The organism is Planktothrix mougeotii LEGE 06226 (genome assembly GCF_015207485.1).
Lineage (GTDB): Bacteria > Cyanobacteriota > Cyanobacteriia > Cyanobacteriales > Microcoleaceae > Planktothrix.
Window position 1 is genome coordinate 1 of record NZ_JADEWU010000006.1, and the last position, 11,821, is coordinate 11,821.

Genomic DNA, 11,821 nt, shown 5'->3' on the forward strand with positions numbered 1-11,821 from the left:
AATGCCTGTTGGCAGAGGGGTTCGGCTTCCGAGTAGCGTCCTTGGGAGTCGTAGAGTGTTGCCAAGTTATTCAGACTGCTTGCCACATGGGGATGGTCGCCCTGAAATAGGCGTTGCCACATCTCTAATGCTTCTAGGTAGAGAGGTTCGGCTTTCTCGTCGCGTCCTTGGGAGTTGTACAGAGATGCCAAGTTATTCAGACTGCCTGCCACATCAGGATGGTCGCCCTTAAATAGGCGTTTTCTCATCTCTAATGCCTGTAGGTGGAGGGGTTCCGCTTCTGAGTAGCGTCCTTGGGACTTGTAGAGTTCTGCCAAGTTATTCAGACTGAGTGCCACATCAGGATGGTCGCCCTGAAATAGGCGTTGCCACATCTCTAATGCCTGTTGATAGAGGAGTTCGGCTTTTTCGTGGCGTCCTTGGGAGTTATGGAGATGTGCTAAGTTATTCAGACTGGTTGCTACATAAGGATGATCGCCCTTAAATAGGCGTTGTGTCATCTCTAATGCCTGTTGGTAGAGGGGTTCGGCTTTCTCATAATATCCTTGGTTGTCGTAGACTATTGCCAAGTTATTTAGACTGGTTGCCATACGACGGTGATCACCTGGGTAAAGGGATTGAGCTAAAGTTAAGCTTTCTTCAGCAATCTCTATCGCTTCATTAGATTTGCCTTCGTTACAAAGCTGTTTAAATTGTTGATTTAGCTGTTCCCAAGTATTTTGTTGTTTGTTTGACTGAGCAACTGGATCGGATTGAGATAATTTATCCTTCAGTTGAATAACTAACTTAACAAAACGATCTGCTGCGTCTCGTTCTCCTCGGTTTGCTAAAACAACAATAGCTTGTTTCATTATGATAATCAAATTTTCATCAATTAAATGAGGAAATTGATTTAAAATTTGCCATTCCTCACCAAGTGGAGAATCCTTAACTGCCTTAATTAACTGAGTATAGAGTGCAATTTGTTCATCATTCATATTGTGTAAATTCCTTTTCACCCTCTAGTATTCTTCATAAGTCATAAAAGACATCTTGTTGCATCATGTTTCGCTGATAAAGCCAGTTCACTGAGCAAAAAGCAAATTACTGTTTTATGCCTTAGCAATCACTAAATATTCCGTATATAACACATCAGCGTTAGGTTGCTGCTGCAAATAGTCCAACACTTCTGCTAAATGGTCTGGACTCAGTTCTAACGCTTCTTGGCGGCTATCCTCCAACCACTGCAACGGGGGTAACTCAGGCGTAATCACCGCAACCAGTTGTTCCCAGCCTAGCTCATCGGAGCCAAAATATTGATATTCGGAGTTGGGATGGGGTAACTTCGTCTCTTTCCCCGGATACTCGGACTCTGGGGCAAACTCGGAAGGACACAAACAAACAATGGTTCCGTTCGGTTCCCGTTCAAATAACATTAAATGCCCTAGTTTCGGAAAATCAACCCGATAAATTAAATTGCTATTAACCGGAATTTCGTGGCGTTTGCGGTTGGGTCTAGCCCCCATATTTCCTAAAGCGGGTATTTCGACGGTTAATCCTTTTGGATGAGCAACTTTTTCCTTTAATTCCTGCCAACATTCATCAATGGATTTCGGTTTGATTAAACCCTGTTCTTTTGCCCATTGCGGAAACATAACCTCCCGTAACCAGCATCGGCAATTTTTCCAGCGCTCCGCACCTTTACTGGCTGGACATCCGATTTCTTCAAGTTTATCACAAATTGCAGCTAAGGTTTGCCGAAAAATTTGACCTGGATCTTGTTTTTCCTGATCAATTAAATATTTTGTCAATTTATCAGCAAGTTTCTGATGAAGGCAGCCATCATTATCTTTAATAAAGCGTTTGCGAAAAACTACTTCTTGTTTCCCCGAAAACTTAAAGCGATTAACCATCCCATCAATAAAATCGCCTTCATATTCATCATACAATTGCGTTAACGTTTTCATTGTTTTCAATTCCTTTGTAAATACCCATTAACCGTAGCAGATAACCTCAGAGAAACCGGGTTTCTCTTGGAGATTGATTGTATCCCTTTAAGATTTGTTCAGAAACCCGGTTTCTGGGAGCGATCGCACATAATCAAGAAACCGGGTTTCTCTTGGAGATTGATTGTATCCCTTCAAGATTTGTTCAGAAACCCGGTTTCTGTGTTCCCATCTGTCCGAGAATTAAATTGTTATTCTTTTTATAGCATTTAGCTTTTCAAGTATCAAGGATAATTACAAAAACCGACAAAAATCGACATCGACAAAAATCGACAAAAACAGATGCTTTAAACTTGCTATTTCAAGTTAAGAACGCTAGATTAAAAGTGCCTCGAAAATATAGATTCGTAGGTCAAAGTTATTAATACAATCAACGGAGGAATCCCCATGTCTGGTAACTTTAACTATTGTCCAACTCATGGATTAAACCACTGTCACGGTCATCACCACCGGCACTATCCCCATCCCCATATTCACGTTCATCAACCGACGTGGGTAATAGTAACAAAATGGGGTATTGTGGGTGCTGCTCTTGTTTGTACAGTGACGGGTTTTGCTCCTGGTGCTGCCATTGCTGCGGGAATTGCAAGTGCTTTAGGGGGTGGAAAACAGTAGGTTTACTGTTGTTTAAACCGACTGACTTTCCGATTGATTTTACCTATTTAATATGATGCTTTATAGCTAAAAATAAACGAATTATCGTAGAGGCTATAAAAGCATCATCACCTCAAGTTTTTGCTACTACACAGAGCTATAAATTCAGGAGAAACATATTATGCAACATCATCTCGTACATCAAGATCCTCATACGGCTGCGGTTCAAACTGCATTTTTCGGGCCGATTAAACTAGGGGCTTGGGCTGGTTCTGCTGTTGGTGGCCCTGTTGGAGCGACTGTTGGAGGAATTTTGGGCGGTGTCATCGGCGCTGTGATGGTTTCCTCTATGTTTGAAAATCACCAACACTCTTACTATCAGAAAAAATTCCATTAGGGCGATCGCCAAGACTCAAGAAACCGGGTTTCTCCTTGAGATTAATTCTATCAAATCCAGATGGTTTTAGAAACCCGGTTTCTGGAAGCGATCGCATTATCCTAACTATAATTTGTAGGGTGCGTAAGCAACGCGCACGCACCATCTACTATCATTTTAAAATTAAGATGGCACTAAAGTGCAACAACTAGGATCTTAAAATTAAGATGGCACTAAAGTGCAACAACGGGGTTAGGGTTTTATAGCAATAATTGTCCGATGGCGAGGGTCACTGGGAACTGTTATTTTATAATCAAACCCAACCTCTTTTAAGGTATTTTCTACATCAAAAGTGTAATATTCATCACTCCAGGGTTCGGTACTTTTCATCAGAATAAATAACGCTGGTGGTAAATTTTGAATCACTTCTGATTTCGGATTATTATCGACAATGGCTAAACACCCCCCCGGACGTAAAATTCTGAGTGCTTCTTGAAAAATATCTCGACTGGGTTTATTCGGGAGTTCATGTAATAGAAATTGCAGGGTAACAATATCAAAACTATTATCGGGGAAACTCGTATTTTCAGCGAGTTCCTGTCTCCATTCGGCAATTTCTCCCTGTTGATCTCGAACTTTTGCAACTGCTAACATATAAGGGGATAAATCTAACCCCACTGTTCTAATATTATCACCATATTTCTGTACTAAATAACGATGTAATGGCAGAGTTGACATCCCCACAGAACAACCAATATCTAACACATTTTCCACCTTTTCAGGACAATATTTGCCTAGGATTTCATGGAAGCTAGACCGTAACCGATGTTCTGCGGTTTCCCAGGTAATTTGTTCCTTTGGCCAGACTCGTAACCCCATTGCTTTTGTTGCAGGTTCAGCTTCATAAGCGGCTAACCAGCATAGATTTCCTTCATCATAAGCATGAAAGGGAACTTGATAATAATCGGGATATTTAATATTAGGATTTGTGACACTTTTTAACAGTTCTTTTGCTCCTGATGTGTCTAATTCTTGACAAGTTTTCCGCCACTGAACCCCATTTTTTTCGGCGGTTTTAATTAAAACTTGTCTCGCTTGAAGTTTCATTAAACTGTAAAGCGGTTTGGTTTGGATTAAAACGTTAACAATTTTAGACAGAAAATCTTCTCCTGCCCAGTCTGGTTTGAGTTTGGCGTTAATCATGGTTTGAAAATGATTGAAAACAAGGGATTAATTTATCATAAAATAGAATGAGATCAGAAAAAGTTACAGGCTATCCCATTTTTTTAGGGTAATTTGCTGGCCTAAAATATCTTCAACCTCTCGAATCATAATTCGCAACTGAGGAACAGAATATTCATCATTAGAGGGAACAGTAAGACGATGGTTTTCATAAATCATAAACTGATGTTTACTTCCTGAAAAAGGGCCAGAAAAGCCAAGCTTCTGTAATTTCTGAATAAACTCCCGTCGTTTAGAAGGTTTCCATCGGCTCAAGTTGAGGCTCCTGATTCAAATCAATATTATTAATAATGGGTAATGGATGCCCCAATTTGATCCCCAATAAAATCCAATCTTCTAAAGTTGAACGCAATTCTTGTTCACATTGTTTTAAGGTTGAACCAAAAGCAATAACTCCTTTACAAATAGGGATTTTTCCAACAAAACTCTGATCTTCCAGTTTGTCATAAACTGCTTCAGCCATTGCCTGTTCAACATAATCACTGAGGATATACTGTACAGCCATTGCTCATCCTAAATTGATTGCATTTTTCTTATTATAGAATATCTGAGTCAATGTATTTATGAAGTTTTATTCCATGTATCCTGTCTTTTTCAACCATTGGCGAAGTTCAGTAAAAAATTGGTTTCTATCGGGGGTTTGATACATTTCCTCAATAGTTTTCCAGCCTGCGTCTGCTTGACCGAGTAAATACTGTTGCGCTAAATAAGCAGCTAAAACTGCTTTTAAATCTTGTTTGAGGCGACGACGTTTATTAATTTCTTGCAATAAAACAGCGTTATGTTCTTCGAGGAATTCAGAATATTGTTGGGTGACATCTTGAAATTCTCCAAACTGATATTGAAAAATCTGTAAAGGTAATTGTTCAGGAGTATAGACTTGAAATTCTTTGCTAAATCGTTGATCATAATGAATCAAAATCGGGGTTTCTAGGTTCTCTGTATTCAGTCGATAGGACGTTAAACCCCATTTTTGTTGCACATCTCTATATTCTTTTTTTATGGGGCTATATCGATAAATAACCGAAGAGTAACTTTTACGATTGTTATCCTCATCAATTAATAAATCTACTAAAATTTCAGGTTCTTTATCATTATCTAAATCTAACACTTTAAAATCAAGGACTCTCCCCGTTTTAACGGTTTTAACCCCCGGTGCTGCTAAAGTTGCCATTGACACAACATCTTCAGAAACTAAATCTCCTTTTCGGCTAATTTTAATTTGCATTAACTGAATTGTACTCTCGGAATCTGCTAATAATTCAGCTTTAATATCCCCTAATTTTGCTATTTTTTGCACCTTTAAATCCTTAATTTCGGGATAGGATTCCGGTCTGGATTCAATGGGAGGGGTTGTTTGGGGTTGCATTGTAACCGCAGGGGTTGATGGTTTGGGTTTGGGTTCTGACTGGGCTTGTGAAGGTTCAGAAATTGCTACTCTAGCAATATATTGAGTGGGAACTAAAGCTTGTTTTTGATCTGCGGAAATGGCTTGACAAACGAAAGTCGCAACTTCTGCACGAGTCGCAGGTTTATTGGGGTTTAATCGTCGAACATTGGGATAATTAACGACTAACCAATTTTCTGTTGCTGTTGCGATCGCTTTTTTTGCATATTCAGGAATATCTGACCCATCCTCAAATATTTGGGTTAATTGTTGAGAGGAAACTTGACTGGGTTTATAATCTAAACCATTAACTAAGGCGACTAAGGCTTGTACTCTAGGGATATTTAATAACGGATTAAAAATACTGCCTAAATATCCTGACATAAACCCTCTTTGATTAACATTTTGGATGGCTTTATAAGCCCAATAATCCGTAGGAACATCCACAAAATCAATGGCTTTTTCAGTTTTAGGAATTTTAGGAAAAGCTTGACTGATAATCGCAGCAAATTCTGCTCGATTTACGGGTTCGTCAGGGCGGAAAGTATCATCTTCATAATAGCCTTTAACAATATTTTTTTGAGCTAATTCTTCAATACAGTTTTGCGCCCAATGACCTTTTATATCCTCAAAGGTTTTAGGATTTTGGGCTAAAACGGGATAAACTAAGGGTAAAGATTTATGAGTTAAGATGACTCCTAAAACAACAACAATAAATAATTTAAGCTGGGGAAGGTAAAATTTTCTGTTCATATTACTCCTAATTTAAACAAATTGATAAACAGCACCGACACTCGCCAAGGTTGTATCCAAACCCGGAACACCCACCAATATAAGATTACCAACACTGGTAACAGATGCTCCAAAATTCAAGTCTGTATCGGAATTATCCGTAACGGGACTTAAATAAGTTTGGAGTAAATTTCCGGTTCTTAATTCATAGCGGAATGTTCCTCCTAAATTTGCTAATCCATAACCTGGGGAACCGATTAAAACATCATTTCCGATTAAGGATAAAGCTTGACCAAATTGATTATTATCCTCTATTTGAGGCGCATTATAGGTTTGTAAAACCGCCCCTGTTATACCATCCAATAAAAACGTTGTTCCGGTATTAATTCCTCCTGAGTCATCTCCAGGTGCACCGATTAAAATATCTCGACCAATTCCCGACCAAGCGACGGAATAACCAAAATTATCTAACCCTAGATTAGGATTTCTAAAGGTTTGTAAAAGTTGTCCGGTAACACTATCAAAAATATAAGCTTCACCGGGTTGCTGACCTCCTCCTGGTGTTAAACTAGCAGGTGCGCCAATTAATATTCTATCTCCACCCACCGCAGCAACAGAAGCTCCAAAAAAGTCATTCGGTTGAGGGTTAGGATTGAAAAAAGTTTGTAATAATTGACCCGTATTTCCCTGAAATAAATAAACTGTTCCTCCTCCGGGGACTAATGTGGAATCATTGGGTGCTCCGACTATAATATTATTACCGATAGTGGCAACGGAATAGCCAAATAAATCAAAGACATCTGGGGTCGGATTATTTAAGGCTAAATAGGGCGTTCCTGTGGCGGTACTAAAGGCATAAACCGCCCCTGAATTGGGTGCTAAACTATTATCTTGAGGAGCGCCAATAATGACATTATCTTCTAATGTTGTCGTAACAGATTGACCCAAAAATGAATTACCAGCGCTGGGGGAAGGGTTACGAAAGGTTAATGTGGGTTGTTGAGTCGTCAGATCAAATAAATAAGCAATTCCTTGATTATTAGTTTGACCCGGTGCACCGACTACCGCAAAATTATTACTAACTCTGGATAAAGCCGAACCAAATTCAGCAGAGGTTTCAGGAATGGGATTGATTAAAGTTCCTACAGAAGCAGGGGGAATTTCATCATCAATAATGTTTAACAAAGCTTGATTAGGGGTTCCCAGTTGAGCAAAATTTGTGGGATTTTCTAAGGTTAAACGAACATTGGCTGCATAATTAGGAACAGTATTATTAGCAATGGGAATCGTAATAATTTTGGGGGTATTATCTCCATTTCCAAACTTAACAACAATGGGATTTGTATTAATTTGATGATCAGGGGGTGTTAAGGGAGTACGAACCGGAACAACGGTGACGCTAATTTCTCCATCATTTCCACTATTTCTAACAACAGTAACGGGAGTGATCGCTGTCCCATTTTCATTAACCGCAAATTCATTAGAACTAAATTCTACAACTCCAGGAATAATAAAGTTAGATCGATTAATTTGATCCGGTTTAATACCTTGTAATACCGCAACAATTCCTCCAGATTTTGCTTCTAAAATAGTGCTATTTTCCGTTCGAGGGTCAGGTTTAGGAGTTAAATCTTCAAATCCTAAATCCCCCGTTAAAAAAATAATATCTTCTCCGGGTTTATAATCTACAATTATTTCCGATGATTCCGGGTTATTACCTAATTGACTACTCTCTATAACAAAAATATCTTTGCCATCTCCACCCATTAAAGTATCAATTCCTTCATCCCCAGACAGGCGATCATCTCCTGCATCTCCGGTCAATTGATCATTCCCTTGACCCCCAAATAAAGTATCATTTTCTGTTCCCCCCGATAGCTGATCATCTCCAGTATTTCCTGTCACTAAATCATTTCCCGCATCCCCTCGAACCTGATCATTTCCATTCCCTCCAGAAACTGTATCATCCCCATCTTCTCCTCCAATAAAATCATTACCGTCATTACCTTCAATGATATCATTTTCTAACCCCGCTCTTAATTCATCATCGCCTTGACCTCCGAATATTAAATCCTTGCCTTCATTCTCTCGAATTTGATCATCTCCTGACCCCGCATAAATGGTATCATCTCCTTCAAGACCTGCTAATTGAGAAGGATTATCTGGATTTACAAACCCAAAAAATTGATCATTTCCATCTTCTCCAAATAGGAGATCATTACCCAGATTTCCTAAAATTTGATCGTTTCCCTGACCTCCAAAAAGGGTATCATTTCCCCCTTCTCCAAATAAAAGATCATTATCTCTATTTCCATAAATTCGTTCAGGATCAGATGACCCTCGAACGGTATCATCTCCTCCTAATAAAAAAGCACCTAATGGAAATACTGCTAATTCTCCAGGGAAGAATCTCACATCTTCGGGGGTATTATCTCCAACTAAGCGAAGTTGACCTGTTGTAAGATCGGTTTCCGGTTTTAGCACCATGATATCATTGGGTGAACTGAAATTAAAACACTAACATTGCTGATCATATCACTGGTTTTGCTGACTGCCAAAATTTAGGAATTGTTACAAATCGATAGTTTTGTTCTAACAATTTAGGAATAATTTTTTCAGCCGTTTTTGCGACATCTTTTCCCCCGTAATCCCCATCATGGAGGACAATAATTGACCCATTTCGGGTTTGTTTGATCACGCGATGAGTCACCACATCAACCCCAGGATGCACCCAATCTTCGGGTACAACACTCCACATCACCGGACGATATCCCCAGCTTGTTAATAAAGTCAATGTTTGCGGTAAAAATAATCCGTTGGGAGGACGAACATCTAAGACCAATTCAGGCTCAAGACCACAGGCTTTTAAAATAGCATCTTGGGTTTTTTCTAAGCTATTTTTTAATTCTATTTCTGTTAAGAAAGGGAAGGATTGATGTTGATAACCATGTAATCCAATCCAATGACCGCGTTGATAAACCGCTTGGGCAATTTTAGGATAGCGCTCTACCGATTGTCCTAACCAAAAAAAACTGGCTGGAATCTGATAGGAATCTAAAACTTTTAATAATTCTAAAGTATAGTCTGGATGGGGCCCATCATCAAAGGTTAAGCAAATTTCAGGTTGAGATAAATCCCCCGTCCATAAACAACGGGGAAAAGTTGGGGTTAAAAGCGGATGTAAATAGGGAAAAAAGGGAGCCAATTGCAGTTTAAAATGGAAAGGATGTTTCATGGTAATTAAAGTTTACAAAACTTTGCATAAATAAACTCGAATAGAGTTACAAAAAATGTACGATATTGATCAGCAATTTATGGACAAATTTAACCATGAAAAAGTATGTTTGTACAGTCTGTGGCTATACCTACGATCCCGGATACGGTGATCCAGATGGCGGTATTGATCCAGATACACCGTTTGAAGAGATCCCCGAAGATTGGATTTGTCCGCTTTGCCAAGCTGAAAAAAAAGATTTTGAAGTAATAGAAGAATAGAGGATTAATTTGTCTAGTTTACATCCGGTAAAAGTGATTGTAATTGGCGGCGGGGCGGCTGGTTTTTTTGGCGCCATTACTTGTGCAACTTACCACCCCCATACTCAAGTCATTTTGCTAGAAGCCGGACAGCAACCCCTTGCCAAAGTTAGAATTTCTGGAGGGGGGCGCTGTAATGTCACCCATGCTTGTTTTGAACCGACTCAATTTGTGCAGAATTACCCCAGAGGAAGTAAAGCATTACGGGGGGCTTTTAGTCGATTTCAAGCTAAAAATACTGTTGAATGGTTTACTCGTCAGGGGGTGCAATTAAAAACAGAATCTGATGGGCGAATGTTTCCGACAACGGATGATTCTGCTACAATTGTTAATTGTTTAATGCGGGTTGCAGAACAGGCAGGCGTTAGGATTAAAACTCAAGTTCCTGTTACTGCTATTTCTCATCATAATTCTAACACTTATCCCTTTAAAATTCAACTGAAAACCGGAGAAATTTTAGAAAGCGATCGCCTCTTATTAGCAACGGGAAATAACCCCTCTGGTTATCGCTTTGCCCAAGCTTTAGGACATACAATTATTCCTCCCGTTCCTTCTTTATTTACCTTTAATATTAAAGATCAAAGGCTGCAAGATTTAGCCGGAGTTTCCGTTAGTTCAGTGCGGGTTAAATTGCCTCAAGCGAAACTAGAACAAACGGGGCCGTTATTAATTACCCACTGGGGATTAAGTGGGCCAGCAATCTTAAAATTATCAGCTTGGGGGGCACGGGTTTTATATGATTGTGGTTATAAATCTCCGCTACAAATTAATTGGCTACCCCAGGAACATCCCGAACAATTAAAAGAGCAATTATTAGGTTTAAAATCTGAATTTCCTAAGCGGTTAATTGCTGCAAATTGTCCTGTTGATTTACCCCGTCGTTTGTGGAAACAATTAGTTAATTATATTGGTATTGATGAAGAAAAACGCTGGTCTGAAATTTCTAATAAATCTTTAAATCAACTGATTCAAGAATTAACCCAAGGAAGCTATAAGATTACAGGAAAAGGTGTGTTTAAAGAAGAATTTGTTACCTGTGGCGGTGTAAACTTAAAAGAAGTTGACTTTAAAACGATGGAAAGTCGTTGTTGTCCAGGGTTATATTTAGCCGGAGAAGTGTTAGATATTGATGGAATTACCGGAGGATTTAACTTTCAAAGTGCTTGGACAACCGGATGGTTAGCCGGACAATCTATAGGCAAATTAAAGGACATTTAATCATGATTCAACATCTCGTTTTGCTCAAGTTTAAACCCGAAGTTAGTCCCGATCAAATTGATCAGATATTTACTCATTTAGCTGAACTTAAAAACTTAATTCCGGGGATAATTGAGTTTAATGGTGGCTCCTATTCTAGTCCTGAAGGATTAAATCAAGGCTACACTCATGGATTTATTATGACCTTTGAAACAGCCGACCATCGAGATGCTTATTTACCCCATCCTGAACATGAGAAAGTTAAAGCAATGGTCTTAAATTATTTAGATGATTTGATCGCTTTTGATTTTGATGTTTACCCCTAATTCTCATCAAGTTAGGAGGGGCTTTAGCTATCATAAATCCCTATATAGCAATCCCCAATAGGTTGTAATATTTTATTGTAGGGGTTTGGTTTCCAAACCCTCTTTGCGCCTAGGTTTGGAGGGACATCACCCCTACAGAACTTTTTCATAAATCCTACACGGATTGCTATATCTGTCCATTAAAAATTTAGGTATTATGACTAGGTTAAGCTCATCCTAGATTAAAGTTGAGGCTTTCCATCCTGTTTTTCAGGAAGATTGGGACAGGAATTGGAGGTTTTTAACTGATAACCTTGTTTTTCCATTGTCTCTACAAAATGAGTCGGATTAAGATCCTCGTTAACGGCTAAGACTTCAGGAGGATTGTTTTTTAAATCTTGTCGTTTTTGTTTGAGTTTAGATTGTTTTCCCATGAATTTATCTCCTCAAAATTTTTATGAATCTGGCT

Annotated in this window: 14 protein-coding genes; 5 read left to right on the top strand and 9 right to left on the bottom strand. The window is 39.0% G+C overall.

Annotation, left to right across the window (positions count from 1 at the left end; translation table 11 throughout):
• On the bottom strand, positions 1-977 hold a 977-nt coding region (locus tag IQ236_RS04210), incomplete at its 3' end, for a tetratricopeptide repeat protein (protein ID WP_228041414.1).
• A 114-nt stretch (positions 978-1,091) separates the two neighbouring features.
• Complete coding sequence (locus tag IQ236_RS04215) at positions 1,092-1,946, bottom strand: DUF4384 domain-containing protein (RefSeq protein ID WP_193868112.1); 855 nt, start codon at positions 1,944-1,946, stop codon at positions 1,092-1,094.
• A gap of 426 nt (positions 1,947-2,372) precedes the next feature.
• On the opposite strand from IQ236_RS04215, the gene IQ236_RS04220 reads away from it, so the two are divergent.
• Positions 2,373-2,600 carry a hypothetical protein gene (locus tag IQ236_RS04220; RefSeq protein WP_193868113.1) on the top strand — a complete coding sequence of 76 codons (228 nt, stop codon included), beginning with the start codon at positions 2,373-2,375 and terminating at the stop codon, positions 2,598-2,600.
• A 160-nt stretch (positions 2,601-2,760) separates the two neighbouring features.
• On the top strand, positions 2,761-2,976 hold the full coding sequence (locus IQ236_RS04225) for a hypothetical protein (protein WP_193868114.1): 216 nt from the start codon (positions 2,761-2,763) through the stop codon (positions 2,974-2,976).
• A 231-nt stretch (positions 2,977-3,207) separates the two neighbouring features.
• Here the strand turns inward: IQ236_RS04225 and IQ236_RS04230 are convergent, their stop codons facing one another.
• The 6 genes from IQ236_RS04230 to IQ236_RS04255 all read right to left on the bottom strand — a co-directional run bounded on the left by IQ236_RS04230 (position 3,208) and on the right by IQ236_RS04255 (position 9,551).
• The gene (locus IQ236_RS04230) at positions 3,208-4,158 is read right to left on the bottom strand and encodes a class I SAM-dependent methyltransferase (protein ID WP_228041415.1); all 951 of its coding nucleotides are present in this window, start codon (positions 4,156-4,158) and stop codon (positions 3,208-3,210) included.
• Positions 4,159-4,221: 63 nt separating this feature from the next.
• Positions 4,222-4,452, bottom strand: a complete 231-nt coding sequence (locus IQ236_RS04235) for a type II toxin-antitoxin system HicA family toxin (RefSeq protein ID WP_193868115.1) — start codon at positions 4,450-4,452, stop codon at positions 4,222-4,224.
• Positions 4,430-4,702 carry a type II toxin-antitoxin system HicB family antitoxin gene (locus IQ236_RS04240; RefSeq protein ID WP_193868116.1) on the bottom strand — a complete coding sequence of 91 codons (273 nt, stop codon included), beginning with the start codon at positions 4,700-4,702 and terminating at the stop codon, positions 4,430-4,432. Before IQ236_RS04240 ends, IQ236_RS04235 begins: the two co-directional genes overlap by 23 nt.
• 66 nt (positions 4,703-4,768) lie before the next feature.
• Positions 4,769-6,337 carry an S-layer homology domain-containing protein gene (locus IQ236_RS04245; RefSeq protein WP_193868117.1) on the bottom strand — a complete coding sequence of 523 codons (1,569 nt, stop codon included), beginning with the start codon at positions 6,335-6,337 and terminating at the stop codon, positions 4,769-4,771.
• A gap of 12 nt (positions 6,338-6,349) precedes the next feature.
• Positions 6,350-8,803 (bottom strand): Calx-beta domain-containing protein, encoded by a 2,454-nt coding sequence (locus tag IQ236_RS04250; RefSeq protein ID WP_193868118.1) that lies wholly within the window; start codon positions 8,801-8,803, stop codon positions 6,350-6,352.
• A gap of 43 nt (positions 8,804-8,846) precedes the next feature.
• Positions 8,847-9,551 carry a polysaccharide deacetylase family protein gene (locus IQ236_RS04255; protein WP_228041416.1) on the bottom strand — a complete coding sequence of 235 codons (705 nt, stop codon included), beginning with the start codon at positions 9,549-9,551 and terminating at the stop codon, positions 8,847-8,849.
• Between the two features lie 95 nt (positions 9,552-9,646).
• Between IQ236_RS04255 and rd the strand changes: the two genes are divergently transcribed.
• The 3 genes from rd to IQ236_RS04270 are packed head-to-tail and all read left to right on the top strand — an operon-like array spanning position 9,647 to position 11,373.
• On the top strand, positions 9,647-9,811 hold the full coding sequence (gene rd / locus IQ236_RS04260) for a rubredoxin (RefSeq protein ID WP_072717232.1): 165 nt from the start codon (positions 9,647-9,649) through the stop codon (positions 9,809-9,811).
• A gap of 9 nt (positions 9,812-9,820) precedes the next feature.
• Complete coding sequence (locus tag IQ236_RS04265) at positions 9,821-11,068, top strand: BaiN/RdsA family NAD(P)/FAD-dependent oxidoreductase (RefSeq protein ID WP_193868119.1); 1,248 nt, start codon at positions 9,821-9,823, stop codon at positions 11,066-11,068.
• 2 nt (positions 11,069-11,070) lie between these two features.
• Positions 11,071-11,373 carry a Dabb family protein gene (locus tag IQ236_RS04270; protein ID WP_193868120.1) on the top strand — a complete coding sequence of 101 codons (303 nt, stop codon included), beginning with the start codon at positions 11,071-11,073 and terminating at the stop codon, positions 11,371-11,373.
• 221 nt (positions 11,374-11,594) lie between these two features.
• Here IQ236_RS04270 and IQ236_RS04275 read toward each other — a convergent pair whose 3' ends face one another.
• On the bottom strand, positions 11,595-11,786 hold the full coding sequence (locus IQ236_RS04275) for a hypothetical protein (RefSeq protein ID WP_193868121.1): 192 nt from the start codon (positions 11,784-11,786) through the stop codon (positions 11,595-11,597).
• Positions 11,787-11,821: the final 35 nt, after the last annotated feature.

What these genes read in the sequence shown, in the direction of transcription:
- IQ236_RS04215 (WP_193868112.1), bottom strand. Translation starts at nt 1,946, where the DNA reads ATGAAAACGTTAACGCAATTGTATGATGAATATGAAGGCGATTTTATT.
- IQ236_RS04220 (WP_193868113.1), top strand. Translation starts at nt 2,373, where the DNA reads ATGTCTGGTAACTTTAACTATTGTCCAACTCATGGATTAAACCACTGT.
- IQ236_RS04225 (WP_193868114.1), top strand. Translation starts at nt 2,761, where the DNA reads ATGCAACATCATCTCGTACATCAAGATCCTCATACGGCTGCGGTTCAA.
- IQ236_RS04230 (WP_228041415.1), bottom strand. Translation starts at nt 4,158, where the DNA reads ATGATTAACGCCAAACTCAAACCAGACTGGGCAGGAGAAGATTTTCTG.
- IQ236_RS04240 (WP_193868116.1), bottom strand. Translation starts at nt 4,702, where the DNA reads ATGGCTGTACAGTATATCCTCAGTGATTATGTTGAACAGGCAATGGCT.
- IQ236_RS04245 (WP_193868117.1), bottom strand. Translation starts at nt 6,337, where the DNA reads ATGAACAGAAAATTTTACCTTCCCCAGCTTAAATTATTTATTGTTGTT.
- IQ236_RS04250 (WP_193868118.1), bottom strand. Translation starts at nt 8,803, where the DNA reads ATGGTGCTAAAACCGGAAACCGATCTTACAACAGGTCAACTTCGCTTA.
- IQ236_RS04255 (WP_228041416.1), bottom strand. Translation starts at nt 9,551, where the DNA reads ATGAAACATCCTTTCCATTTTAAACTGCAATTGGCTCCCTTTTTTCCC.
- rd (WP_072717232.1), top strand. Translation starts at nt 9,647, where the DNA reads ATGAAAAAGTATGTTTGTACAGTCTGTGGCTATACCTACGATCCCGGA.
- IQ236_RS04270 (WP_193868120.1), top strand. Translation starts at nt 11,071, where the DNA reads ATGATTCAACATCTCGTTTTGCTCAAGTTTAAACCCGAAGTTAGTCCC.
- IQ236_RS04275 (WP_193868121.1), bottom strand. Translation starts at nt 11,786, where the DNA reads ATGGGAAAACAATCTAAACTCAAACAAAAACGACAAGATTTAAAAAAC.